Origin of the sequence: Micromonospora sp. NPDC000121 (assembly GCF_042899165.1) — a bacterium.
Classification (GTDB): Bacteria; Actinomycetota; Actinomycetes; order Mycobacteriales; family Micromonosporaceae; genus Micromonospora.
Map to the genome: position 1 here is coordinate 948149 of NZ_JBIAZP010000001.1, position 24261 is coordinate 972409.

Annotated in this window: 21 protein-coding genes; 10 read left to right on the top strand and 11 right to left on the bottom strand. The window is 74.3% G+C overall.

Going from position 1 to position 24261, the window contains the following annotated elements; genetic code table 11:
- Positions 1 to 23: 23 nt before the first annotated feature.
- Positions 24 to 2177 carry a protein kinase gene (locus tag ACFY23_RS04640; protein WP_350685903.1) on the bottom strand — a complete coding sequence of 718 codons (2154 nt, stop codon included), beginning with the start codon at positions 2175 to 2177 and terminating at the stop codon, positions 24 to 26.
- A 208-nt stretch (positions 2178 to 2385) separates the two neighbouring features.
- Between ACFY23_RS04640 and ACFY23_RS04645 the strand changes: the two genes are divergently transcribed.
- Entirely contained in the window at positions 2386 to 3969 is a 1584-nt protein-coding gene (locus ACFY23_RS04645; protein ID WP_350685901.1) for a methylmalonyl-CoA mutase family protein, read from the top strand.
- Between the two features lie 638 nt (positions 3970 to 4607).
- On the top strand, positions 4608 to 5867 hold the full coding sequence (locus ACFY23_RS04650; protein ID WP_350685899.1) for an amidohydrolase: 1260 nt from the start codon (positions 4608 to 4610) through the stop codon (positions 5865 to 5867).
- Here the strand turns inward: ACFY23_RS04650 and ACFY23_RS04655 are convergent.
- Positions 5824 to 6801: a DUF4349 domain-containing protein gene (locus tag ACFY23_RS04655; protein ID WP_350685897.1), complete on the bottom strand. Its 978-nt coding sequence runs from the start codon at positions 6799 to 6801 to the stop codon at positions 5824 to 5826. The two genes, ACFY23_RS04650 and ACFY23_RS04655, sit on opposite strands and share 44 nt — an antisense overlap.
- A gap of 117 nt (positions 6802 to 6918) precedes the next feature.
- On the opposite strand from ACFY23_RS04655, the gene ACFY23_RS04660 reads away from it, so the two are divergent.
- The 4 genes from ACFY23_RS04660 to ACFY23_RS04675 all read left to right on the top strand — a co-directional run bounded on the left by ACFY23_RS04660 (position 6919) and on the right by ACFY23_RS04675 (position 10396).
- Positions 6919 to 7548, top strand: coding sequence for an MBL fold metallo-hydrolase (locus ACFY23_RS04660; RefSeq protein WP_350685895.1), 630 nt, complete (start codon positions 6919 to 6921; stop codon positions 7546 to 7548).
- A 5-nt stretch (positions 7549 to 7553) separates the two neighbouring features.
- Positions 7554 to 8504 (top strand): hypothetical protein, encoded by a 951-nt coding sequence (locus tag ACFY23_RS04665; protein WP_350818871.1) that lies wholly within the window; start codon positions 7554 to 7556, stop codon positions 8502 to 8504.
- A gap of 37 nt (positions 8505 to 8541) precedes the next feature.
- Complete coding sequence (locus tag ACFY23_RS04670) at positions 8542 to 9285, top strand: hypothetical protein (RefSeq protein WP_350687016.1); 744 nt, start codon at positions 8542 to 8544, stop codon at positions 9283 to 9285.
- Between the two features lie 148 nt (positions 9286 to 9433).
- A complete protein-coding gene (locus ACFY23_RS04675; protein WP_350687018.1) occupies positions 9434 to 10396 on the top strand; it encodes a GNAT family N-acetyltransferase in 963 nt (320 codons plus the stop codon).
- A gap of 93 nt (positions 10397 to 10489) precedes the next feature.
- Here the strand turns inward: ACFY23_RS04675 and ACFY23_RS04680 are convergent, their stop codons facing one another.
- Positions 10490 to 10945, bottom strand: coding sequence for a gamma-glutamylcyclotransferase (locus tag ACFY23_RS04680; protein WP_091097949.1), 456 nt, complete (start codon positions 10943 to 10945; stop codon positions 10490 to 10492).
- Between the two features lie 106 nt (positions 10946 to 11051).
- On the opposite strand from ACFY23_RS04680, the gene ACFY23_RS04685 reads away from it, so the two are divergent.
- Complete coding sequence (locus ACFY23_RS04685; protein WP_350687020.1) at positions 11052 to 12455, top strand: NAD(P)H-quinone dehydrogenase; 1404 nt, start codon at positions 11052 to 11054, stop codon at positions 12453 to 12455.
- On the opposite strand, the gene ACFY23_RS04690 is transcribed toward ACFY23_RS04685, so the two are convergent.
- Together ACFY23_RS04690 and ACFY23_RS04695 are read right to left on the bottom strand one after the other, a co-directional pair.
- Complete coding sequence (locus ACFY23_RS04690) at positions 12433 to 13080, bottom strand: DUF998 domain-containing protein (protein WP_350687021.1); 648 nt, start codon at positions 13078 to 13080, stop codon at positions 12433 to 12435. The two genes, ACFY23_RS04685 and ACFY23_RS04690, sit on opposite strands and share 23 nt — an antisense overlap.
- A gap of 130 nt (positions 13081 to 13210) precedes the next feature.
- Positions 13211 to 13861: a DedA family protein gene (locus tag ACFY23_RS04695; RefSeq protein ID WP_350818870.1), complete on the bottom strand. Its 651-nt coding sequence runs from the start codon at positions 13859 to 13861 to the stop codon at positions 13211 to 13213.
- Between the two features lie 546 nt (positions 13862 to 14407).
- Between ACFY23_RS04695 and thrS the strand changes: the two genes are divergently transcribed.
- Positions 14408 to 15625, top strand: a complete 1218-nt coding sequence (thrS, locus tag ACFY23_RS04700) for a threonine--tRNA ligase (protein ID WP_350678611.1) — start codon at positions 14408 to 14410, stop codon at positions 15623 to 15625.
- A 63-nt stretch (positions 15626 to 15688) separates the two neighbouring features.
- Here the strand turns inward: thrS and ACFY23_RS04705 are convergent, their stop codons facing one another.
- From ACFY23_RS04705 to ACFY23_RS04720, 4 genes are all read right to left on the bottom strand, one after another.
- Positions 15689 to 17593 carry an ABC transporter ATP-binding protein gene (locus ACFY23_RS04705; RefSeq protein ID WP_350678625.1) on the bottom strand — a complete coding sequence of 635 codons (1905 nt, stop codon included), beginning with the start codon at positions 17591 to 17593 and terminating at the stop codon, positions 15689 to 15691.
- 128 nt (positions 17594 to 17721) lie between these two features.
- Positions 17722 to 19455 carry an ABC transporter ATP-binding protein gene (locus ACFY23_RS04710; RefSeq protein ID WP_350678609.1) on the bottom strand — a complete coding sequence of 578 codons (1734 nt, stop codon included), beginning with the start codon at positions 19453 to 19455 and terminating at the stop codon, positions 17722 to 17724.
- Positions 19449 to 19913, bottom strand: coding sequence for a MarR family transcriptional regulator (locus ACFY23_RS04715; protein WP_350678607.1), 465 nt, complete (start codon positions 19911 to 19913; stop codon positions 19449 to 19451). The genes ACFY23_RS04710 and ACFY23_RS04715 overlap by 7 nt, the downstream gene beginning before the upstream one ends.
- Before the next feature lie 25 nt (positions 19914 to 19938).
- On the bottom strand, positions 19939 to 20385 hold the full coding sequence (locus tag ACFY23_RS04720) for a DoxX family protein (protein ID WP_350678605.1): 447 nt from the start codon (positions 20383 to 20385) through the stop codon (positions 19939 to 19941).
- An 83-nt stretch (positions 20386 to 20468) separates the two neighbouring features.
- Here ACFY23_RS04720 and ACFY23_RS04725 point away from each other — a divergent pair, with 83 nt between their 5' ends.
- Positions 20469 to 21035, top strand: coding sequence for a TetR/AcrR family transcriptional regulator (locus tag ACFY23_RS04725; protein WP_350678603.1), 567 nt, complete (start codon positions 20469 to 20471; stop codon positions 21033 to 21035).
- A gap of 18 nt (positions 21036 to 21053) precedes the next feature.
- Here ACFY23_RS04725 and ACFY23_RS04730 read toward each other — a convergent pair whose 3' ends face one another.
- Together ACFY23_RS04730 and ACFY23_RS04735 are read right to left on the bottom strand one after the other, a co-directional pair.
- The gene (locus ACFY23_RS04730) at positions 21054 to 22493 is read right to left on the bottom strand and encodes a GuaB1 family IMP dehydrogenase-related protein (RefSeq protein ID WP_350678601.1); all 1440 of its coding nucleotides are present in this window, start codon (positions 22491 to 22493) and stop codon (positions 21054 to 21056) included.
- Between the two features lie 115 nt (positions 22494 to 22608).
- Positions 22609 to 23205 (bottom strand): LysE/ArgO family amino acid transporter, encoded by a 597-nt coding sequence (locus ACFY23_RS04735; RefSeq protein WP_350678623.1) that lies wholly within the window; start codon positions 23203 to 23205, stop codon positions 22609 to 22611.
- Between the two features lie 96 nt (positions 23206 to 23301).
- Between ACFY23_RS04735 and ACFY23_RS04740 the strand changes: the two genes are divergently transcribed.
- On the top strand, positions 23302 to 24192 hold the full coding sequence (locus ACFY23_RS04740) for a LysR family transcriptional regulator ArgP (RefSeq protein WP_350678599.1): 891 nt from the start codon (positions 23302 to 23304) through the stop codon (positions 24190 to 24192).
- The last annotated feature ends 69 nt before the right edge of the window (positions 24193 to 24261 follow it).

The following is a 24261-nucleotide window of genomic DNA, read 5'->3' on the forward strand; positions in this document are numbered from 1 at the left end:
CACCGCTTCTTCTTCCCCTGCGATCAGCCGGCGTCGGTGAGCTGGAACGTCTTCACCATCTCGTCGAAGATCGGCTTGCTCTCGGCGAACTTGGCGTCGGTGGAGGTGAGGTAGAACGAGTACGCCTTGCCGTCGTGGACCACGCCGCGCCACACGCCGTGCCGCTTGGTCTCGCCCTCGCCGCAGGTGTACTCCAACTCGGCCGCCTGCTTGCCGACCCACTCCATCTCGTTCATGGCGAGCTGGGCGTACGGCTTGACGCAGGACTTGGAGCGGTTCTTCAGGCCGTCCTCGGCGACCTCGGCCCAGCGGATCGAGGTGGTGCTGAAGTTCTCCACCAGGATCCGCACCTTGCGGCCCTCGTCCTCCGGGTCGACGTAGTCGACCCAGTTGCCGGCGCTCTTGCGCTCCCAGCCCTGCGGCACCATGACCCGCACGCCCTTGCCGGAGTGCTCCTTCATCTCGGGCGCGCCGGCCGGGGCCGCCGAGGTCGGGGCGGCCTGCGGGACGGTCGGCGCGTCGTCGCCGCCGCTGAACAGGACGACCGCCCCGATCAGCAGCAGCACGGCCAGGCCGCCGGCGGCGGCGAGCTGCACCTTGCGGGGCCAGCCCTTGACGGTGCCGACGACCTGGTTGCCGATCGCGCCCACCCGACTGGTGAACCCGCCGTTGGCGCCGCCCGCGGCGGGCGCGGTGGCGGGGGTCGCCCAGGGCTGCCCGGTGCCCGGCACCGACCACTGGCCGCCGCCGTACGGGCCGCCGAGGTGCTGGGTGGCCTCCGGTGGGCCGCCGAAGACGGGGGCGCCCACGCCCACCCGCTGGGTGGCGTCCGGCTGCCCGAAGGCGGGCGCGCCGGCCCCCATCCGCTGGGTGGCGTCCGGCTGGCCGCCGAACCCGACCAGGCCGGCCGCGTTGGTGCGTAGCTGCTGGGTGGCGTCGGCATCGCCGACGTGCGGGGCGGCCTGGGGGCCGCCGTACGTGCGGCCGGCCGGCGCGGGCTTGTCCGGGGCCGGCATCGCGCCGGTGGGGGTGTGCAGCGGCCCGGCCAGCGCGTCCGCGCTGGTGTCCTCCATCGCGGTGGGGCTGGCGGGGAGGGCGGCCTGCGCGGGGCGCTCGCCCCGGCGCAGCGCGGCCAGCCGGTCGGTGAGCGACTCGCCGGGGTTGAGCATCGCCCGCCCGCCGATCTGCCCGCTCGGCTTCGGCTGCTCCGGCTTGGCGGCCGGCGGAGCCGGCAGCGGCCGCTGCTGCACCGGCACGACCGAGTACGGGTCGGTCACCGAGTTCACCGCGGCGGCGTTGCTGGTCAGGGGGCCGGCGAGCAGCTCGCGCAGCATCGCCCGGGCGGTGTGCACGTCGAGGCGGCGGGCCGGGTCCTTCTCCAGCAGGCCCATCAGCACCCGGGTCAGCGGCCCGCTGCGCTGCGGCGGGGCGGGCGGGTCCTCGACCACCGCGTGCATGGTCTCGATCGGGTCGCCCTTGTCGAACGGGGGCCGCCCCTCCACCGCCGTGTAGAGCGTGACTCCCAGCGAGAACAGGTCGCTCGGCGGGCCGAACTCCTGGCCCATCGCCCGCTCCGGGGAGATGAAGTGCGGCGAGCCGAGCACCATCCCTGGGGTGGTGAGCTGCACGTCGGTGGGCATCCGGGCCACACCGAAGTCGGTCAGCACGCAGCGGCCGTCGGCGCAGATCAGCACGTTGGCCGGCTTGACGTCGCGGTGCAGCACGCCGATCGCGTGCGCCACCTCCAGCGCGCCGAGCAGCGCGATGCCGATCTTGGCGACCACCCGCTGCGCGACCGGCCCGTCCTCGATCACCATGTCGGCGAGGCTGCGGGCGTCCAGCAGCTCCATCACGATCCAGGGCCGGCCGGCCTCGGTGACCACGTCGTAGACCTGCACGACGGCCGGGTGCTGGATCGCGGCCGCCGCGCGGGCCTCGCGCAGGGTGCGCTCGTACATGGCCTCGCGGTCGCTCGGGGCCAGGCCCGGGGGCAGGACGACCTCCTTGACGGCGACGTCCCGCCGCAGGAGCGTGTCTGTGGCACGCCAGACCGTGCCCATGCCGCCGTTGCCCACCGCGGAACGCAGCGAGTAACGGTCACCGATGGTCGTGCCGGGGGTCGCGCGTCCGTTGGGGGGACTGACTGGTCCGCCGCTCCACGTCGGGATCTGAGTCACAGAAAAGCCACCGGGGGAAATCGAGGGGGGCTGGGACACAACCCCCCTATCTTGCTGGTTCCGACGCCCGATGCGAAACCCGGCGCGACGGACGTTTACCGAACTGGACCTTACGTGCCCTGACGTTCACCTCTCGTCGATGTCCACGGGGTCGAGGTGTGCGCTATCCCTCACCCGCCGACGCCGTCGCGCGTCCTACCATCCGCTAATGAGCGAACGGCGGTCAAGCGAGTCCGGCTTCCCGATCAAGGGCGTCTACACCGCGGCAGACCTTCCGGAGGACCTGGACTCCCGGCTGGGCGGCCCGGGCGAGTTCCCGTACACGCGGGGGGTCTACCCCACCATGTACACCTCCCGTCCCTGGACGATGCGCCAGTACGCCGGCTTCGGCACCGCCACCGAGTCCAACGCGCGGTACCACCAGTTGTTGCGGGCCGGCACGATGGGCCTCTCGGTGGCCTTCGACCTGCCGACCCAGATGGGCTACGACTCCGACGACCCGATCGCGCACGGCGAGGTGGGCAAGGTCGGGGTGGCCATCGACTCGATCGAGGACATGCGGCTGCTCTTCGACGGCATCCCGCTGGACAAGGTCTCCACCTCGATGACCATCAACGCGCCCGGCTCGGTGCTGCTCCTGCTCTACCAGCTCGTGGCCGAGGAGAACGGCGTCCCCGGCACGGCGCTGAACGGCACGATCCAGAACGACATCCTCAAGGAGTACATCGCCCGGGGGACGTACATCTTCCCGCCGAAGCCCTCGCTGCGGCTGGTCGCCGACACCTTCGGCTACTGCCGCAAGGAGGTGCCGAAGTGGAACACCATCTCCATCTCCGGCTACCACATGGCGGAGGCCGGCGCGACGCCCGCGCAGGAGATCGCGTTCACCCTGGCCAACGGCGTCGAGTACGTCCGGGCCGCGCTCGCGGCGGGGCTGGCCGTGGACGACTTCGCGCCCCGGCTGTCGTTCTTCTTCGTCGCCCGCACGACGCTGCTCGAGGAGGTGGCGAAGTTCCGGGCGGCCCGGCGGATCTGGGCCCGGCTGATGCGCGACGACTTCGGCGCCAAGGACCCGAAGTCGATGATGCTGCGCTTCCACACCCAGACGGCGGGCGTGCAGCTCACCGCCCAGCAGCCCGAGGTGAACCTGGTCCGGGTGGCGGTGCAGGGGCTCGGCGCGGTGCTCGGCGGCACGCAGTCGCTGCACACCAACAGCTTCGACGAGGCCATCGCGCTGCCCACCGAGAAGGCGGCCCGGCTGGCGCTGCGTACGCAGCAGGTGCTGGCGTACGAGACCGACCTGACCGCCACCGTCGACCCGTTCGCCGGCTCGTACGTGGTGGAGGCGATGACCGCCGAGATCGAGGCGGCGGCGACCGAGCTGATGGACCGGGTCTTCGACCACGGGTCGGCGGTGGACGCCATCGAGGCGGGCTTCCAGAAGCGGGAGATCGAGCAGTCCGCGTACCGGATCGCGCAGGAGATCGACTCCGGCGAGCGGGTGGTGGTGGGCCTCAACCGGTTCGCCATCGACGAGGAGGAGCCGTACGAGCCGCTGCGGGTCGACCCGGCGATCGAGGCGGCGCAGGCCGAGCGGTTGGCCCGGCTGCGCGCCGAGCGGGACGCGGGCGCGGTCGAGCGGGCCCTGGCGGAGCTGCGCGCCGCCGCCGAGGGCACGGAGAACGTGCTCTACCCGATGAAGGAGGCGCTGCGGGCCCGCGCCACCGTCGGCGAGGTCTGCGGCACCCTGCGCCAGGTGTGGGGGCTGCACCGCCCGGCCGACCGCTTCTGATCACCCCGACCCGACCGGCCCGTCGGCCGTTCCGGTAGACCGCGCGGGCCGGTCGGTCGAGGCGTTTGCGCAGGTCGCGCCGCATGCCGGGCGAGCGCTACAGTCGGAGTCAGATCCCGTCGCCGATCGGCGACGCAGACCGCGGGAGCAGGCCCGGCGACGGCGCCGGAGGGCTTTCCGCGTGCGGCGGGGCGGCGCGGCCCACCGGTCGCGGCGTGTGCCGGAGGGGTTCGGGGGTAATGCGACCGGGTGAACTCGGACGCACACGGTGTGCGGTCGTTCCGTCCTCGGTCGTGTGACCGTCTTCGGGGCCTCGTCGCTGACAGTGGTCGCGTAATTGTCGGAGTGTCAGTTCATCGGACCGACTAATGCGACAATTCGGAACGACGGTCCCGAGACCGGCGTCGATCTGGTGACGGCCGGGTCGGTTACGCGTTGTAGGAGGTGTGGGGCAGATGACGGCGTTCGAACGCGATCTACCTGCTGTCCCGCAGATCTACGAACGCTCCCAGCAGGGCATTCGTGACTCTGTGCGCTCCGATCATCACCGGAACGAGGTTGCGCAGCGTCACCGCCGGAGGTCTAGGCTGTCTGCTGTTCCTGATGATCCATCCATCTCTAGCGAACGAGAATTCGACGTGACGAGTGCGTTGACGCTGCCGACCGGCAGCCAGCTGGCGTCGTCCTGGCCGGAGGCGCCGTCCGGGTCCCAGCCCCTGCCGTTCGAGCTGGACCACCTGCTCGCCCTCCGGGTGCCCGGGTTGATCGCCACCCGTCGTCACCTCCACTCGCATCCGGAGCTCTCCGGCGAGGAGTTCGAGACGGCCGCCCTCATCGCCCGGGAACTCTCCCTGGCGGGGCTGAGCCCGCGACTGCTCCCCAAGGGCAACGGGGTCATCTGCGACATCGACGGTCGCCCCGACGGCCCGGTGGTCGCGCTACGCGCCGACATCGACGCGCTTCCGCTGACCGACTCGAAGGACGTGCCGTACCGCTCCACCGTGGACGGCGTCTGCCACGCCTGCGGCCACGACGTGCACACCACCGTCATGCTCGGCGTCGGCATGCTGCTGGCGCAGCTCGCGGACCTCGGCGAGCTGCCCGGCCGGGTCCGGCTGATCTTCCAGCCGGCCGAGGAGATCCTGCCCTGCGGCTCGCTGGAGGTCATCGAGGCCGGCGGCCTCGACGACGTGGTGCAGATCTTCGCGCTGCACTGCGACCCCAACCAGCCGGTCGGCAAGGTCGGCCTGCGGGTCGGCCCGATCACCGCCGCCGCCGACAACGTCACCGTCCGGCTCACCGGCCCGGGCGGGCACACCGCCCGCCCGCACCTGACCGTCGACCTGGTCGACGCGCTGGGCCGCCTGATCACCGAGGTGCCGGCCCTGGTCAGCCGCCGGGTGCCGGCCAACAGCGGGCTGCTGCTGGTGTTCGGCCACGCCTCGGCCGGCACCCGTTACAACGTCATCCCCTCCGAGGCGTGCGCCTCCGGCACCCTGCGGGTGATGGACCGCGACACCTGGGAGCTGGCCCCCAAGATCGTGGGTCAGGTCGTCCGCGACGTCATCGCGCCGACCGGCGCCACCGTCGACCTGGAATACCTGCGCGGCCGCCCGCCGGTCAGCAACGACTCGCGGGCCATCCAGATCCTGACCGCCGCCACCGCCGCCGCGCTCGGGCCGGAGGGCATCGCCGAGACCCCGCAGAGCATGGGCGGCGAGGACTTCTCCTGGTACCTGGAGTACGTCCCCGGCGCGCTCGCCCGGCTCGGCGTGGGCCGCTCCGGCCCGAACGTGGACCTGCACCGCGCCTCGTTCGACGTCGACGAGCGGGCCATCCCGGTCGGCGTACGGCTCATGGTCCAGACCGCGCTGCGGGCACTGGCGGCGGCGCGGTAGGCAGCGGCGCCGCCGGCCCGGCCGGCGGCGCCGGCGGGGGGTTCGCGCGCCGCCGCCGGCGCAGCATCACCAGCAGCACCGCCAGCGGCACGCCGAACACCAGCAGCCACGGCAGCACCGCGCCCAGCACGGTCAGCAGGATGGTCATCGAGGTCAGGAAGACCTCCCAGCCGCCCTTGAGCCCGACGAGGAAACCGATCTCGGTCTCCTCGTCGGCGGTGGTCGCGTCCGGCCCGACCAGCGACACCGTGATCGTGGACAGGCTGGTCAGGTCCGTCAGCCGCTCCTTCTTCGCCTCCAGCGAGGCGAGATCGGCCTCCCGGCGGGACAGCTCGTTCTCCAGCGACACGAGGTCGGAGATCGTGGTGGCCCGGGCCAGCAGCCGGCGGGCGCTCTCCACCCGGGCGCGCTGGGTGGTGATCCGGGCGTCCAGGTCGACCACCTGCTCGGTGACGTCCTCGGTGTCGATCTCCCGCCGATCCTGTCGGCCCAGCTTCGCCAGCTCGTCGACGACCCCGTAGAACTTCGCCGCCGGCACCCGCAGCTCCAGTTGGGCCGTCGCGTCGGCGTCGGCGCTGCGCCGCCGGTCGCCGCCGACGAAGCCGCCGGCCGCCGTCACGGTGGCGATCGCGCTCCGCGCGGCGGCGTCCACATCGTCCACCTGCACCCGCATCGTGCCCGTGTAGATGATGGACCGCTGGTCGACCCGCAGGTCCGGCGCGCCGGCGCCGCCGCCCTGCTGGGCCTGCCCGCCGCCCTGCTCCGCCGCGCCGCCGGCCCGGTCCTTGTCCGCCGAGGCGGCCTCCGGCGCGCTGGCGGCCGAATCCTTGTTCCCACCGGAGTCGCCGCTGCCGCAGGCCGCCAACCCCAGCAGCGCGACCAGCGCGGCGGCCGTCAACCGTACGCCCCGACGCCGTCGTTCCCGTCCGTCCATCCCGACTCCCCTCGTCCTCGCCCCCGTGCGGGGCGATACGTCAGACGTGGCGCGCCGCCACGCCGGTTCCGGCAGACTGCGCTCAGGACGTCACGATTCGATAATCTTGGAGTCACGATGCACATCACCAAGTACGCCCACTCCTGCCTCCGGGTGGAGCACGACGGGGGAGTGCTCGTCGTCGACCCGGGCGTGTTCAGCGAGCCCGAGGCGCTCGACGGGGCGGACGCGGTGCTGATCACCCACGAGCATCCCGACCACGTGCACGTCGAGGCGGTCGCCCGGCAGCTCGACCGGCGTCCGTTCCCCATCCACGGCCCGGCCTCCCTCGCCGGCACCCTGGGCGACGCGGCCGAGGCGCTCGATCCGGTCCAACCCGGACAGTCCTTCACGGCCGCCGGGGTGCCGGTGCGCGCCTACGGCGGCCGGCACGCCGTGATCCACCCCGACATCCCGGTGGTGGACAACCTGGCCTACCTGCTGAACGACGTGGTCTACCACCCCGGCGACTCCCTGGTCGTCCCGGACGACGTGCAGGTCGACACGCTCTTCCTGCCGATCCACGCCCCGTGGACGAAGTTCTCCGAGTCGTTGGACTTCCTCCGGGCGGTCGCCCCGCGCCGGGCGTACGCGCTGCACGACGGGCTGCTCAACGACAACGGGCTCGGCGTCCTGAACAGCAACTTCACCCGGCTCTCCGAGGTCGACTACCGCCGGCTCGAACCGGGCACGCGAATCGACGCCTGACGGCGATGCCCGGCCCGCCCCGAGAGCTGGTGCACCGGCTCTACACCACCCCACCGGACCGGTTCGTCGCGATCCGCGACGAGGCCGCCGCCGAGGCGCGCCGGGCCGGCGACCCGAAGACCGCCCGGGAGATCGCCCGGCTGCGTCGCCCCACCGTGGCCGCCTGGCTGGTCAACCTGCTCGCCATCCGCCGCCCCGAGCTGGTCGCCGACCTGGCCCAGCTCGCCGAGGCGCTGCGGTCCGCCCAGCGCGAACTGCGCGGGCCCCGGCTGCGGGAGCTGTCCGCCCAGCGGCGGGCGGTGGTCGGCGCGCTCGTCGCCGAGGTGCGTCGGCTGGCGGCCGAGGCCGAGGGGGCGCCGCCGGCCGGGAAGCTGCCGCTGGCCGAGGTGGAAGGCACCCTCAACGCCGCGCTCTCCGACACCGAGGTCGCCGAGCAGGTCCGCTCCGGCCGGCTGCTGCGGGCCGCCAACTACGCCGGGTTCGGGGAGGTGCCCCGCCCGCAGCTGCGCCTGGTGACCGGCGGCGAGGAGGCGGAACCGGAGCCCCGGCCCGAGCCGGCCGGGAAGCGGCGGGCCGGCGCCGACCGGGCCGCCCTCCGCGCCGAACAGGCGGAACGAGCGGCCCGGGCGGAACGGGCCCGCCGGCGGCGGGCGCTGGAGAAGGAGCTGGCGAAGGCGCGTACCGACCAGGAACGGGCCGAGGCGGAGCTGGCCGACGCGGCGGCGGCCGAGCGCGACGGCGCCGCCGCCCTGGACGAGATCGAGGCGGAGCTGGCCGAGCTGGAGCGGCGGCGGGCCGTCGCCGAGCAGGACCTGAGCCGGGCGAAGCTGGCCCGTCGCGGGGCGGAACGGGCGGCCACCGCCGCCCGCCGCCGCGCGGGCGAGGTCGAGGCGGCGGTGGAGGCCCTCGACGCCGAAGAGGGGGATGCCGAGCCGGGCGACGACGCGGCAGACTGACCGCTGTGGACGGACGGGTCGACCCGGGGGCGGGCGGATGACGCCGGAACAGGTCGCCGCCGCCAGCAAGCCGGTCGTGCTCGAACTCGGTGACGCGTTCACCCGCTGCCCGGCCACCCTGCGTCGGGCCCGGCTGCTCGGGATCTCCGGCTGGGCGTTCTACGTCACCGGCCGGGCCGGCGCCCTCGGCGACGTCCGCGCCGAGACGGTCGCCGCCGCCCTCGGCTTCCTCGCCCCCGACGCGGTCGCCGACGGATGGGACGCCGCCCTGCGCACCGTCGGGCCGGTCGAGGTGGCCGCCGCCACCCTCGCCGAGTGCTGCCGGTGGGGCGACGAGCACCTCGACGCCCTCCCCGGGACGGGCCGGCTCGCGGCGCTGCTCGGCCGGGCCGTCGAGGCGGCGGACGCCAGCGGCATGCCGCTCTTCGCCGCGTGGCGGGCGATGCCGGTGCCGGAGCGCACCGCCGGCGCCCGGGCGGCCGTCGGCCTGCGCCTGCTCCGGGAGCACTTCGCCGGGGCGTACCTGCTCGCCGTCCGGGCCGCCGGGATGACCCCGCTGGAGGCCGTGCTCGCCGGGCCGGAGGGGGAGGCGGGCGCGGTGGCCTGCGGCTGGCCGCCGCCGTACCCGCCGGTCGGGCCGCTGGTCCGGCGGCGGCTCTGGGCCGAGGCGGTGACCGACCGACTGACCTCGCCGGCGTTCGCGGCGCTCGGCCCGGCGGACGGCGCCGAGCTGGTCGACCTGCTCTTCGCGACCCGGGCCCACCTGGCGGGCCGGGGCTGAGCCGGAGTCCCGGTGGCCGGGCGGCCCGTGCGCCGCATGCGCTCGCGCGACCCGGGTGACGACGCGACGCCCCGCGCCCGGGCGGGCCTGACGTGGGCCGCGGAAAATTCGGCGGCGTTCCGGCGCCCCGCCTGTCAGGATCGCCCCCGTGACTCTCCCCGCCGGCTGGCACGCCCGCCGCCCCACCCTGGACGACGTTCCCGCGATCCTGGCCGTGGTGCACGCCGCCGACACCTTCGCCGTCGGTCACCCCGACTTCGACGCCGAGGACGTCACGGCCGCGCTGACCGCGCCGTTCGTCGACCCGGCCCGCGACTCGTGGGTGGTCACCGACCCCGAGGGCGTAATCGTGGCCTGGGCGATCCTGGACAACCCGACCGGCGTGGGGCGCGAGTTCGTCGAGGTGTACGTGGACCCGGAGCGCGGCGCCGACCTGCGCGCGCCGCTGCTCGCGCGGCAGCTCGACCGGGTCGCCGAGCGCGCCGCCGAGCGGGGCGTGCCGGCGCTGACCGTCCGCACCGCCGTCTTCGCCCCCGAGACGCGCTGGGCGGCGGAGCTGGCCGAGGCCGGGTTCGCCCGCGCCAAGCGGTACGTGCGGATGCGCCGGTCGCTGGCCGGGCTGCCCGCCGAGCCGCCGCCCCCGCCCGGGGTGACCGTCCGCCCGGTGCGCGGCGACGACGAGGCCGACCTGCGCGAGTTCCACCGGATCTACGACATCGCGTTCCGGGACACCCCGGACTACGAGCCGGTCGGGTTCGACCGTTGGCGGCAGCGGATCACCCAGCACGGCACCACCTGGGACGAGTGGTTCGTCGCCGAGGTCGACGGGGTGCCGGCCGGCGCGTTGCAGTCGTCCGACCAGGCGCTGGAGCAGGGCGAGGGATTCGTGCGCGCCCTGTCCGTGCTGCCGGCGTACCGGCGGCGGGGGGTGGGGGCGGCGCTGCTGTGGCGGGCCTTCACCGTCTACGCCGCCAAGGGCCGGGAGGCCGCCGGGCTGGGCGTCGACCTGACCAACCCGACCGCCCCGGTCACGCTCTACCGGTCGGTGGGGCTGCACGAGGTGCGCTGGACCGACATGTACGAGTTGGTCGTCCCGGCCGCGGGTGTGTGATTGACGACGCCGGCGCCGGGGCCGGATGGAGGCCCCGCCCGGCGCCGGAGCAGACTGGGGGCCGTGGGATACGCGCTGGGCCGACGAGACGCGCTAGGCCGACGCGGTGCCCGTGGGGCGGGACCGCAGCTCGGTGACGTAGTCGTCCGGCGCGCCCGCCTTCTCGGCGGCGTTCGCGATCTCCGACAGGTACCACGAGGTGGGCAGGCCGCCCTCGTAGCCGTCGAAGACGTAGACCCACGCGGTCACGTCCCCGTCGAGGGTGGAGACGCGCACGTGCAGCTTGCGGTACGTGCCGGCGGTCACCCCCTCGATCTCGTCGAGCTGCGCGGCGTCGTAGGGGTGGATGTCGTAGAGCGCCACGAAGACCCGGTCGCCGGGAGACTCGACGACGGTGCTGACCGCGCCCTCCCAGCCGATCACGTCCTCGCCCGCGAAGGTGAGCCGCCAGCCTTCCAGCCAGCCGGTGCCCACCATCGGCGAATGCGGGCAGTAGGCGCGCATGCGGGCGGGGTCGAGGTTTGAGCCGTAGGCGGCGTAATGACGCACGGCGATGACGATAGCCCGCCCGCCGGGTGGGGGAGAATACGACGGTGCGTGTCGGACGCGTTCGGGAGAAGAAAGTCACTGTGAGCACTGACGAAGGGCGAGCGCTGTGAGCCGGATCGTGATCATCGGCGGCGGACCGGCGGGCTACGAGGCCGCCCTGGTCGCCGCGCAGTTGGACGCCGACGTCACCGTCGTGGAGGCCGAGGGCGCCGGTGGGGCCTGCGTGCTGTCCGACTGCGTCCCGTCGAAGACCTTCATCGCCAGCTCCGAGGTGGTGACCGGCTACCGGGACACCGAGGAGTTCGGGGTGCACTCCGACGGGCTGGAGGCGGTCACCGTCGACGCCCAGGCGGTGCACGAGCGGGTCAAGCGCCTCGCGCTGGCCCAGTCCGCCGACATCCACGCCAAGCTGGTCAAGGCCGGGGTGACCTTCGTCGCGGGCACCGCCCGGCTCGGCGAGGACACGCTCGGCCACACCCACCGCGTGGTCGTCACCCCGGCCGACGGCGGCGGCGAGCACGCCATCGACGCGTCGACCGTGCTGATCGCCACCGGCGCCACCCCGCGCCAACTGCCCACCGCCGTGCCGGACGGCGAGCGCATCCTGACCTGGCGCCAGGTGTACGACCTGCCGGAGCTGCCCGAGCACCTGATCGTGGTCGGTTCCGGCGTCACGGGCGCCGAGTTCGCCAGCGCCTACCTCGCGATGGGCGTCCAGGTGACGCTGGTCTCCAGCCGCGACCGGGTGATGCCGCACGAGGACGCCGACGCGGCGATGGCCATCGAGCGGGTCTTCCGCAACCGGGGCATGAGCATCCTGAACAACTCCCGCGCCGACGCCGTGCGCCGCACGGCCGACGGGGTGGAGGTCGAGCTCTCCGACGGCCGGAAGGTGTCCGGCTCGCACGCGTTGATCGCGGTCGGCTCGATCCCCAACACCGCCGACCTGGGCCTGGCCGAGTACGGCGTCGAGCTGGCCCGGGGCGGTTACGTCACGGTCGACCGGGTCTCCCGCACCAACGTGCCCGGCATCTACGCCGCCGGCGACTGCACGGGGGTGCTGCCGCTGGCCAGCGTCGCCGCCATGCAGGGCCGGATCGCGATGTGGCACGCGCTCGGCGAGGCCGTCCGGCCGCTGCGGCTGCGTACGGTCGCGGCGAACGTGTTCACCGACCCGGAGCTGGCCACCGTCGGCGTCTCGCAGGACGAGGTCGACGCGGGCAAGGTGCCGGCCCGGCAGGTCATGCTGCCGCTGGACGGCAACGCCCGCGCGAAGATGGACGACCTCGCCGACGGCTTCGTCAAGCTCTTCTGCCGGCCGGCGAGCGGCCAGGTGATCGGCGGCGTGGTGGTGGCGCCGAAGGCGAGCGAGCTGATCCTGCCGATCACGATGGCGGTGGAGAACAACCTCACCGTCAACGAGCTGGCCCAGACCATCACGATCTACCCGAGCCTGTCCGGCTCCATCACCGAGGCCGCCCGCCAGCTCATGCTCCACGAACTGGAGTGACCCGGCCGCCGGGGAGGTCGGCCGCCGGCCCCCGGCGGAGGAGGGTGACCGCGACGACGGCGAGCACGGCGACCTCGGCGAGGATGAGCAGCCGCTCGACCAGCCCGAGCAGCAGCCGGTCGCCCGGATAGGCCGACCAGACCATCGCCGCGGCGAGGGCCAGGCTGACCAGGGTGAGCCCGCGGACCGCGCGGGCACCCGCCGGCAGCCGGGCCGCGAGCAGCCAGCCGGCGAGCGGCAGCGCCAGGAAGGCGACCACCGAGGCGTACCGGTGGACGTACGCGGCGGTGTCCATGGGCAGGCCGGGCTCGTTCGTCGGCACGACGGCGGCCAGCAGCAGCCCGCCGATCCAGGCGGCCAGGAGCAGTTCGGCGGCACGCCCCGGGCGGGCGGCGGGGGAGCGGTGCGCGTGCCGCAGGCCGGGCAGGAGCACGGCGGTGGCCGCGGCGAGCACGACCATGGCCGCGTCGATCACGCCGCCGCGGTCGGAGACGGCGAAGTCGCTGACGGTCAGTGCCCAGGGGCTCAGGTCGTCGTTCACCTCGACGTGGCCGATCACGGCGAGCAGCGCGGCCACGGCGATCCCGCCGAGGGCCAGCAGTCCACTGTTCCGGGTTCCAGGCATGCCTCAGCCTGTCGCGCGGGGGACCCCAGGCGGATCCGGGCGGTCCACCGAGATCGATCCCGGGGACCACCCCTAGGCGGCGCAGGCCGGAGGTCGGGGCACACCCCGGGGGTGGCGCGGCTCCGGTCGGTCAGTCCGCCCCGGGAGCGTCCGCCCCGGCCGCCACGCCGATCGGCACCGCCGGATCCGGCTCGGCCGCCCGCCGGCTGCCGAGGGCGGTCATGGCCCAGCCCGCCGCCGCGAACCCGGCCGCCGCCACCGCCGCGATCACCGCCAGCCGCCACGCCGACTCGGTCAGCGCCGTCCCGCCCAGGTGCCCGACCAGCCCGCCGTACGTCGCCCAGCCCAGTGCCGCCAGGCCCTCGTAGAGCAGGAACAGCCGGTACGGGTACCGGCTGCGGCCGGCGGAGAAGCAGGCCGCCATCCGGCCGCCGGGCACGAAGCGGCAGAGCAGGATGACGAGCGGTCCGGGCCGGCGCAGCCCCTGGGTGACCCGGCTGGCGACCCGTCGGGCCCGGCCCGGCGCGGCGTCGCGCGGCGCCCGGCGGTCGGGTGCGCCCCGCCCGAGCAGGTAGCAGGCGAGGTCCCCGGCGAAGACGCCGAGCGCGCCGACGGCGATGGTCACCGGCAGGTTCAGCCCGCCGTACACGGTCAGGGCGCCACTGGTGATCATGATGAGCTGGGTGGGGATGACCGGGACGAACGCGTCGGCGACCAGGAGCCCGAGCAGCGCGAGGTACGCCCAGGTCGGCGACGCGACCTCAGTGAGTAGTTCGGGCACCACTGCCACCTCGCCGGATGGGGCCGATCGGTGTACCGAGCCTGACGGCGTGTCCGGCGTCACCGGGCACGGCCCGGGCCCGTGGTGACCGCTGACACGGCAGGGCTACCCGGGACCAACGAGCGGGCGTGGGCGGAGGTGACGCGACGGCGTACCGCCGGGGGTCGGCGGATCGGCCTCGGCCGGCGTACCGTTGTCGGCGCGCGGCCCCGCGACCGTCGGGTCCCCCGTTCCCGACGACTGGGCCGCCGCGGGCCGCCGGCAGGTCCCGTGCCGGCGGCCCGCCCCCGTTCCCCGCGCCGCGCCGGCCCGCGGCCCCGGGCAGGGCGCGTGGCGCGACCCCGCCGGGAAAAACCGGCTGCGGCCCCCGCGCGGGCGGGCGTACCGTCGCCGCATGAGCAGTGCGGTGCTGACGACGACGCCGGGAGACCCCGGCGCGCCGCACTGACCTGACCGTCGACGAGGCCCCGGGGCGATCCGCCCCGGGGCCTCGTGGCGTCCGGTGACCGGGTCGCCTCCGGGTCGTACCCGATCAAGGAGCGCGACATGATCGACCACCGCAGGCTCGGCCGGGAGCTGGACCTGTTCGTCTCCGACCCGCTGGCCGGCGCCGGGCTGCCGCTCTGGCTGCCGGCCGGCGCCGCCGCCCGGCACGCCGTCGAGGAGTACGTCCGCGACCTGGAGCGCCGGGCCGGCTACCGGCACGTGCACACCCCGCCGCTGGGCAAACGGGAGCTGTTCGAGCTCTCCGGCCACCTCGGCTACTTCGCCGACGACATGTTCCCCCCGATGAGGCTCTCCGCCGACGACGAGTTCGTGCTGCGCCCGGCGCTCTGCCCGCACCACGCCCTCGTCTACCGGGCCCGGGGCCGCTCCTACCGGGAGCTGCCGCTGCGGATCGCCGAGCTGGGCGGCATGTACCGGGCCGAGCGCTCGGGGGTGCTCGGCGGGCTGTCCCGGGTGCGGGCCATCTCGCTCAACGACGCGCACAATTTCTGCGCCCTCGACCAGGTGGGCGAGGAGGTGGTGGAGATCCTCCGGCTGATCCGCGAGGCGCACGCCGCGCTCGGCGTACGGCCGGCGGGGTTCCGGCTGTCGCTGCGCGGCCCGGGGGAGAAGTACGTCGGGGACGACGACCAGTGGGCGCGGGCCGAGGAGCTGCTCCGCTCGGCGCTGCACGGGGTGGAGTTCACCGAGGCGCCGGGGGAGGCGGCGTTCTACGGGCCGAAGATCGACATCCAGGTGGTGGACGCCGCCGGGCGGGAGTTCACCCTCTCCACCGTCCAGCTCGACTTCGACAAGCCGGAGCGGTTCGACCTGTCGTACACCGACCCGGCCGGGGCGCGGCGTCGACCGGTGATGGTGCACCGCAGCCTCGTCGGCAGCATGGAGCGGCTGTTCGCGTACCTGATCGAGGTGCACGAGGGCGCCTTCCCCGCCTGGTACGCCCCGGTGCAACTGGTCGTGCTGCCGGTCGGGGAGGACCAGGCCGGGGCCGCGGCCCGGCTCGCCGGGGACGCGCTGGCCGCCGGGCTGCGGGTCGAGGTCGAGTCGGCCGGCTCGCTGGGCGCCCGCATCCGCGACGCCGCCCGCGCCCGGGTCCCGTACGCCGCCGTGATCGGCCCCCGGGAGGCGGCTGAGGGCGCGGTCTCGCTGCGCCTGCGCGGCGGTCGCGCCCTGGACCCGATGCCCGCCGCCGACGCCCTCCGGCTGATCGGCGCGGTGGTGGCCGAGCGCGGCGCGTCCCTCCTCCCGGCGGGCTGAACCCCGGCCCCGCCGCCCGGCCGCCCGTCGCGGCCGGTGGGTCTCCGCTCACGGCGACCACCGTCACCGGGCGGCGGGCTCGGGGTCGGGCTGGGCGGCGGCGGTGAACTGCGACTGGTACAGCCGGTGGTACGCGCCCCGCGCGGCGAGCAGCTCGTCGTGCGTGCCCTGCTCCACGATCCGGCCGTCCTCCATCATCAGGATCAGGTCGGCGTCGCGGATGGTGGAGAGCCGGTGCGCGATGACGAAGCTGGTGCGGTCCGAGCGCAGGGCGGCCATCGCCCGCTGGAGCAGCACCTCGGTGCGGGTGTCCACCGAGCTGGTCGCCTCGTCCAGGATCAACAGCGACGGCTCGGCGAGGAACGCCCGGGCGATGGTGATGAGTTGCTTCTCGCCCGCGCTGACGTTGCTCCCCTCCTCGTCGATCACCGTGTCGTAGCCGTCGGGGAGGCTGCGGACGAACCGGTCCACGAAGGTCGCCCGGGCCGCGGCCAGGATCTCCTCCTCGGTCGCGCCCGGCCGGCCGTAGGCGATGTTGTCGCGGATGGTGCCGCCGAAGAGCCAGGTGTCCTGGAGGACCATGCCGATCCGGCCGCGCAGGTCGTCGCGGCGCATCGTGGTGATGTCCACGCCGTCCAGGGTGATCCGGCCGGCGTCCAGCTCGTAGAAGCGCATGACCAGGTTGACCAGGGTGGTCTTGCCGGCCCCGGTCGGCCCCACGATGGCGACGGTGTGCCCGGGCTCGGCGACCAGCGACAGGTCCTCGATCAGCGGCTTGTCCGGGGCGTACCGGAAGGAGACGTGCGCGAACTCGACCCGGCCGTGCGGGTCGCGCACCCGGGCCGGCTCGGCCGGGTCGGGGCTCTGCTCCTCGGCGTCGAGCACCGCGAAGACCCGTTCGGCGGAGGCCACCCCGGACTGGAGCAGGTTCGCCATCGAGGCGACCTGGGTGAGCGGCTGGGTGAACTGCCGGGAGTACTGGATGAACGCCTGCACGTCGCCGAGGCTCATCGACCCGGACGCCACCCGCAGGCCACCGACCACGGCGATCGCCACGTAGCTGAGGTTCCCGACGAACATCATCGCCGGCATGATGATCCCGGAGATGAACTGGGCGCCGAAGCTGGCCCGGAACAGCTCCTCGTTCTTGGCGGTGAAGGCGGCCTCCACCTCGCGCTGCCGGCCGAAGACCTTGACCAGCTCGTGGCCGGTGAACGCCTCCTCGATCTGGCCGTTCAGCTCGCCGGTGTGCGTCCACTGGGCGATGAACTGCTGCTGCGACCGTTTGGCGATCGCGCCGGTGACGACCACCGACACCGGCACCGCGACCAGCGCCACCAGGGCCAGCAGCGGCGAGATCCAGAACATCATGGCCAGCACGCCGACCACGGTGAGCAGCGAGGTCAGCAACTGGCTCAGGGTCTGCTGGAGGCTGGTCGAGATGTTGTCGATGTCGTTGGTGACCCGGCTGAGCAGCTCGCCGCGGGGTTGCCGGTCGAAGTAGGGCAGCGGCAGCCGGTTGAGCTTGGCCTCGACGTCGGCGCGCAGCCGCAACACGGTCCGCTGCACCACCCCGGTGAGCAGCCAGCCCTGCCACCACCCCAGCGCGCTGGCCGCCAGGTAGAGCCCGAGCGCCAGCAGCAGCACCCGCGCCAGCGCGGCGAAGTCGATGCCCACGCCGGGCACCACGTCCATCCGCGCGAGCATGTCGGCGAAGCTGTCGTTGCCGGCGGCTCGCGCCGCGTCCACCGCCTGGTCGGCGGTGGTGCCGGCCGGCAACTGCCGGCCGATCACGCCCGTGAAGATGAGGTCGGTGGCGTGCCCGAGCACCTTCGGCCCGATCACGGTCAGCCCGACGCTGACCACCGCCAACGCGATCACGGCGACGAGGTGGAGGCGGTCCGGGCGCAGCCGGCGCAGCAGCCGCCGGGCCGACGGCCCGAAGTTCATCGACCGCTCGGCGGGCATCCCGACACTGGCCCACGGCGGACCGCCGCGCTGCCCGCCGGGCGGCAGCCGCTTCGGCGTCCGCGCGTCGGCGGCCGGCTTCTGCTGCGGTACGGCGCCGTGCCTGGTGGTTTGCTCGCTCCGCTCGCTCACGCGGGCACCCCCGCCGTGCTCTGCGACGCCACGATCTCGGCGTACGTCGGGCAGGTGTCCAGCAACTCGTCGTGTCGGCCCATCCCGACCACGCCCCCGTCCTCCAACACGATGATCTGGTCGGCCTCGACGATGGTGGAGACCCGCTGCGCCACGACCACCACGGCGGCGTCCGCGGTGACCGGCCGCAGCGCCGCCCGCAGCCGCGCGTCGGTGCCGAGGTCGAGCGCGGAGAACGAGTCGTCGAAGAGGTAGATCTCCGGCCGGCGCACCAGGGCCCGGGCGATCGCGAGCCGCTGCCGCTGCCCGCCGGAGACGTTCGTGCCGCCCTGCGCGATCGGCGACGCCAGCTGATCGGGCATCGACTCGACGAAGTCCCGTGCCTGCGCGATCTCCAGCGCCTCCCAGAGTTCCGCGTCGGTCGCGTCCGGGGTGCCGTAGCGCAGGTTGCTCGCCACCGTCCCGGTGAACAGGTAGGGCTTCTGCGGCACCAGCCCGATGCGGTGCCACAGCTCGTCCGGCGCCAGGTCGCGTACGTCGACGCCGTCGACCAGCACCGCGCCGGCGGTCACGTCGACCAGCCGGGGGACGAGCGACAGCAGCGTGGTCTTGCCCGCGCCGGTGCTGCCGATGACCGCCGTGGTCGTCCCCGGCGTCACCCGGAAGGACACGTCGCGCAGCACCGGCGCGGCCGCCCCCGGATACCGGAACGACACGCCGCGCAGCTCCAGCTCGCCGCGTGCGGAGACCTCGGTGACCGGGCGGGCGGCCGGCACCACCGAGGAGTCGGTGTCCAGCACCTCGACGATCCGCTCCGCGCAGACCGCCGCGCGGGGCACCATCATCAGCATGAAGGTGGCCATCATGACGGCCATCAGGATCTGCATCAGGTACTGCAGGAAGGCGGTGAGGGCGCCGACCTGGATCGCCCCGGCGTCGACGCGCTGGGCGCCGAACCAGAGCACCGCGACGCTGGAGACGTTGAGCACCAGCATCACCACGGGGAAGATCAACGCCATCAGGCGGCCGGTGCGCAGGGCGGTCGCGGTGAGGTCGGCGTTCGCGGTGGCGAAGCGCTCCGTCTCGTACGGCTCCCGGACGAACGCCCGCACCACCCGGATGCCGGTGATCTGCTCCCGCAGCACCCGGTTGATCGTGTCGATCCGGGTCTGCATGAGCCGGAAGCCCGGCACCATCCGCCGGATGACCAGCCACAGGGCGACGGCGAGCACGGGCACGCTGACCAGCATCAGCCAGGAGAGCCCGAGGTCCTCCCGCAGCGCCATCACCACGCCGCCGACGCTCATGATCGGCGCGGCGACCAGCATGGTGCAGCTCATGAGCACGAGCATCTGCACCTGCTGCACGTCGTTGGTGTTGCGGGTGATCAGCGAGGGCGCGCCGAACCGGGCCACCTCGCGGGCCGAGAAGCGGTTGACGTGCCCGAACACCGCCGCCCGTACGTCCCGGCCGAAGCCCGTGGCCGTGCGCGCGCCGAGGTAGACGGCGGCGACGGAGCAGACGATCTGCACCAGGCTGACCGCGAGCATCCACCCGCCGGTGCGCACGATGTAGCCGGTGTCGCCGCGGGCCACGCCGAGGTCGATGATGTCGGCGTTGAGGCTGGGCAGATAGAGCGACGCCATCGTGCCGACGAACTGGAGCAGCACCACCGCCGCCAGCGCCCGGCGGTAGGGGCGCAGGTGCGTGCGCAGCAGCCGGATCAGCATGCCGGTGCCCCTTCCGCCGTGTCGACGTCCCCGCTGCCGATGACCTCCAGGAGGAACTGGCGGATCACCGCCGCCTTCGCCGGGTCGGCGTCGACCGAGGTCAGCGGGGCGCCGGACCGGATCACGGCGGTGAGCGCGTCGATCCGGCCCCGGCCGGCCGGGGTGAGCGCGAGCTTGACGCTGCGTCGGTCCGTCTCGTCGCGCTGCCGCTCGACCAGGCCGTCGCGTTCCAGGGTGTCGACGATGCCGGTGAGGGTGGCGGGCCGGACGAAGCAGCGCTCGGCCACCGTGCGGTGCGGCAGCTCGCCGTGCTCGGCGAGGGTCATCAGGGTCGCCATCCCGGCCTGGGTGAGCCCGTGTTCCTCGGCGAGGTAGCGGTTCCACCGCTGCCCGGTGACGTGCCCGGCGACCACGAGCAGTCGCCCGAGGGGCACGTCCCGCAGCTCGATAAGTCTCATGACCGCTACATTAGCCCCCTGATTGTCAGGCCCCAAACGAAATAGCGGCGGCCACGCCGACGAAGAGGGCCTGCTCCGCCGTCCGCGGCCCGAGCGGGGTCGCCGGCCGGCCGCCGAGGGTCAGCCCGCGCCGGACCGCCGAGACGTTCGCGGGGAACATGGCCAGCATCAGCAGGGCCAGCCCGGCCGCGGCCCAGCGGGCGGTCGCCGGCACGAGCAGCCCGGCCGCGCCCACCAGTTCCAGCACCCCGGTGACGGTGACCAGCAAATCGGGTCGGGGCAGGGCGGGCGGCACCATCGCGATCATGTCCGCCCGGTAGGCGGGGGCGAAGTGCGCGACGCCGGTGACCACGAACATCAGTGCCAGCCCCACCCGCAGCGCGGGATGCCAGCCGTCGAGTGCGGCCACGCCGGCGAGTCCGGCCAGCCGGGCGAGCGCCGTGCCGGCCACGAGCGCGATCAGTGGAGCCATGGGTACCTCCCTGGGGTGAACTTGTCGGCGACAAGATTGCGCCCCGAGGTGTCATCTTGTCAATGGCAAGATAGGATCGCGGCATGACCGGAACGCGCGGCTACCACCACGGCGACCTACGTCGCGCCCTGCTCGCGGCGGCGGTGCAGGTGATCGAGGAGTCCGGCCCCGGTGCGCTGAGCCTGCGCGACCTGGCCCGCCGGGCCGGCGTCTCGCACGCCGCCCCGGCGCACCACTTCGGCGACAAGGCCGGCCTGCTCACCGCCCTCGCCGCCGAGGGCTTCGACCTGCTCGCCGAGGCGTTGGGCGGCGCGGCGGACCTGCTGGACAGCGGCGTCGCGTACGTCGACTTCGCGGTCCGGCACCGCGCGCACTTCGAGGTGATGTTCCGTCCGGACCTCTACCGGGCCGACGCCGAGGAGGTGGCGGTGGCCCGCCGGCGCGCCGGCGACGCGCTGCACGCCGGGGTCGCCGGGCTGCCCCAGGGGCGCCCGACGGCGGCGGATCCGCCAGGCGACGCGCTCGCCGCCTGGTCGATCGTGCACGGCTTCGCCACGCTCTGGCTCGCCGGCGCGCTGCCGGAGCGGGTCGGCGACGACCCCCGCGCCGCCGCCCGCGACGTCATCCGACGACTGTTCCCGAAGGAGTGACGGCCGGCGGGGGCCGTCTCACCAGCTCGTCGGCAGCGGCATTCCCTCGGTGTAGCCGGCCGTGCTCTGCACACCCACGACGGCGCGCTCGTGGAACTCCGCCAGGTCACGGGCGCCCGCGTAGGTGAAGGCGCTGCGTACCCCGGCGATGATCTCGTCGATCAGGTCCTCCACGCCGGGGCGGGCCGGGTCCAGGTACATCCGGGCCGAGGAGATGCCCTCCTCGAAGACCGCCTTGCGAGCCCGGTCGTACGCGCTGTCGTCGGCCGTCCGCGCGCTGACCGCCCGCGCCGAGGCCATGCCGAAGCTCTCCTTGTAGCGCCGGCCGTCGGCCTCGGTGTAGAGGTCGCCGGGGGACTCGTAGGTGCCGGCGAACCAGGAGCCGACCATCACGTTCGACGCGCCGGCGGCCAGGGCCAGCGCCACGTCCCGCGGGTGCCGTACGCCCCCGTCGGCCCAGACGTGCCGGCCGAGCTGGCGGGCCGCCGCGGCGCAGTCGAGCACGGCGGAGAACTGCGGCCGGCCCACCCCGGTCATCATCCGGGTGGTGCACATCGCGCCGGGGCCGACGCCCACCTTGACGATGTCGGCGCCCGCCTCCACCAGGTCGCGTACGCCCTCGGCGGTCACCACGTTGCCGGCGGCGACGGGGACCGCCGGGTCCAGCGCGCGGACGGCCCGCAACGCGGAGATCATCCGCTCCTGGTGGCCGTGTGCGGTGTCCACGACCAGCGTGTCCACCCCGGCCTCCAGCAGCGCCGCCGCCTTGCCGGTCACGTCGCCGTTGATGCCGACGGCGGCCGCGATGCGCAGCCGGCCCCGGTCGTCCACCGCCGGCTTGTAGAGGGTCGCCCGCAGCGCGCCCTGCCGGGTCAGCACCCCGACGAGGCGGCCGTCGGCGTCGACCACCGGGGCGAGCCGGCGCCGGCCGGCCGAGAGCCGGTCGAAGCCGGTACGCGGGTCCGCGTCCGCCGGCACGGTGTGCAGCTCGGTGGACATCACGTGCCGGAGCTGGGCGAAACGGTCCACGCCCACGGTGTCCGCCTCGGTCACCACGCCCAGCGGCCGGCCTTCCTCGTCGATCACCATCACGGCGCCGTGCGACCGTTTCGGCAGCAGGTGGATCGCGTCCCCGACGGTGTCCGTCGGGCCGAGCGTGATCGCGGTGTCGTGCACCAGGTGCCGCCGCTTGACCCAGGCGACGACGTTCGCCACCACCTCGATCGGGATGTCCTGCGGGATGACCGCGATCGCGCCGCGCCGGGCGACCGTCTCGGCCATCCGGCGGCCGGACACCGCGGTCATGTTCGACACCACCAGCGGGATGGTGGTGCCCGTGCCGTCGCTGGTGGCCAGGTCGACGTCGAGCCGCGAGCCCACCTCGGAGCGGGCCGGCGCCATGAAGACGTCGTTGTAGGTCAGGTCGTGCGCGGGAACCGCGCCGTGTAGGAACCGCACCCCGTCATCATTCCCGCCGGCCGGCGCCCGCGCCCCCGGTGGTCGCCGAAAACACCCCCGGCCGGGCGTCGCCGAGACCACCAGCCCGGCCAGGAAGGGATGGCGCGCCGCCGGGTCAGCCGAGCAGCAGCCCCGCCGCGAGCGCGGTCATCACGAGGGCGACCACGCCGTCGACGATCCGCCAGGCCGTCGGGCGGGCCAGCACGGGCGCGAGCCGGTGGGCGGCGACGCCGATGGCGGTGAACCAGACCACGCTGGCGACCGCCGCGCCCGCGCCGAAGACCCAGTGGTGCGGGTGCTGGCGGGCCACCCCGCCGAGCAGGAGGACGGTGTCGAGGTACACGTGCGGGTTGAGGTATGTGAAGGCGAGGCAGGCCAGCAGCGTCGCCCCGAGCGTGGCCGGCGGCCGGTCCGCCGGGGAGAGCGCGCCGGGGCGCAGCGCGCGGCGGGCCGCCAGCACGCCGTACCCGAGCAGGAACGCGGCCCCCAGCCAGCGGACGGCGGTCAGCACGGCGGGGTGCTCCGCCGTGGCGGTGCCCATTCCGGCGATGCCGACCGAGATCAACAGCGCGTCGGAGGCGGCGCAGACGGCGACCACGGGCAGGACGTGCTCCCGGCGCAGGCCCTGCCGCAGGACGAAGGCGTTCTGCGCGCCGATTGCGGCGATCAGCGCGATCGAGAGGGAGAAGCCGGCGGCGGCGGAAGCGGTCACGGAGCTGCTGAGGATGTCGGGCACGGGCCCACGCTACGAGCCGCCGCCGATGCAGCCCAACTAAAGATTCTCAGGGCAGATAAGCTTAGCTTCATCATGCTCGACTCCACGCAGCTCCGGACGTTCGCCGCGGTGGTCCGCGAGGGCAGCTTCGAGGCCGCCGCGCACGCCCTGCACGTCACCCCGTCGGCCGTCAGCCAGCGGATGAAGGCGTTGGAGCAGGCCGTGGGGCAGGTGCTGGTCCGCCGCACGAAGCCGTGCCAGGCCACCGACGCGGGCCGGCCGCTGCTGCGGCTGGCCGGGCAGGTGGCGCTGCTGGAACGGGAGGCGTTGGACGCGGCCCGCCCGCCGACGGTCGGCGGGCCCGCCGCCAGCCGGGTGACCGTCGTGGCGAACGGGGACTCGCTCGGCACCTGGTTCGTCGGCGCGCTGGCGCGGCTGCCCGCCGAGCTGGCGCTCCTGTTCGACGTCCGCTGGGACGACGAGGACCACACGGCGGAGTTGATCCGGGACGGCACGGCGATGGCGGCGGTGACCGCGCAGCGCGAGGCCGTGCAGGGCTGCCGGGTGGAACGGCTGGGCGCGATGCGATACGTCGCGCTGGCCCGGGCGGAGTTCGCCGCCCGCCACTTCCCCGACGGCCCCACCGAGGCCGCCCTCGCGACGGCGCCGATGATGGCGTTCGACCGCAAGGACCAGCTCCAGCACCGGTTCGCCCGCACCGTGACCCGCCGTCGGATCGACCCGCCCGTCCACTACGTGCCGTCCTTCGACGGCTTCAACGAGGCGGTGCGGCTGGGCCTGGGCTGGGGGATGGTGCCGGAGCGGATCGCCCGCGCCGACATCGCGGCCGGGCACTGCGTCGACATCGGTGCCGGGCGCCACCTGGACCGCCCGCTGTACTGGCAGCACTGGCGGGTGGACTCCACCACGCTGGACGCGCTGACCGCCGCCGTGCGGGCGGTCGCCCGCACCGAGCTGCGCTGACTGTCAGGCTGGCCGGTGCCGCGTTGGGGGCGCGCCCGGCGTTGCGTCAGGAAGGGGCCTTCCTCCCCC

Bases quoted from the DNA above. Each gene is read 5' to 3' on its own strand.
- ACFY23_RS04655 (WP_350685897.1), bottom strand. From the start codon at position 6,801: ATGGACGGACGGGAACGACGGCGTCGGGGCGTACGGTTGACGGCCGCC.
- thrS (WP_350678611.1), top strand. From the start codon at position 14,408: ATGATCGACCACCGCAGGCTCGGCCGGGAGCTGGACCTGTTCGTCTCC.
- ACFY23_RS04670 (WP_350687016.1), top strand. From the start codon at position 8,542: ATGACGCCGGAACAGGTCGCCGCCGCCAGCAAGCCGGTCGTGCTCGAA.
- ACFY23_RS04720 (WP_350678605.1), bottom strand. From the start codon at position 20,385: ATGGCTCCACTGATCGCGCTCGTGGCCGGCACGGCGCTCGCCCGGCTG.
- ACFY23_RS04665 (WP_350818871.1), top strand. From the start codon at position 7,554: ATGCCCGGCCCGCCCCGAGAGCTGGTGCACCGGCTCTACACCACCCCA.
- ACFY23_RS04645 (WP_350685901.1), top strand. From the start codon at position 2,386: ATGAGCGAACGGCGGTCAAGCGAGTCCGGCTTCCCGATCAAGGGCGTC.
- ACFY23_RS04705 (WP_350678625.1), bottom strand. From the start codon at position 17,593: ATGCCCGCCGAGCGGTCGATGAACTTCGGGCCGTCGGCCCGGCGGCTG.
- ACFY23_RS04740 (WP_350678599.1), top strand. From the start codon at position 23,302: ATGCTCGACTCCACGCAGCTCCGGACGTTCGCCGCGGTGGTCCGCGAG.
- ACFY23_RS04725 (WP_350678603.1), top strand. From the start codon at position 20,469: ATGACCGGAACGCGCGGCTACCACCACGGCGACCTACGTCGCGCCCTG.
- ACFY23_RS04710 (WP_350678609.1), bottom strand. From the start codon at position 19,455: ATGCTGATCCGGCTGCTGCGCACGCACCTGCGCCCCTACCGCCGGGCG.
- ACFY23_RS04690 (WP_350687021.1), bottom strand. From the start codon at position 13,080: ATGCCTGGAACCCGGAACAGTGGACTGCTGGCCCTCGGCGGGATCGCC.
- ACFY23_RS04660 (WP_350685895.1), top strand. From the start codon at position 6,919: ATGCACATCACCAAGTACGCCCACTCCTGCCTCCGGGTGGAGCACGAC.
- ACFY23_RS04715 (WP_350678607.1), bottom strand. From the start codon at position 19,913: ATGAGACTTATCGAGCTGCGGGACGTGCCCCTCGGGCGACTGCTCGTG.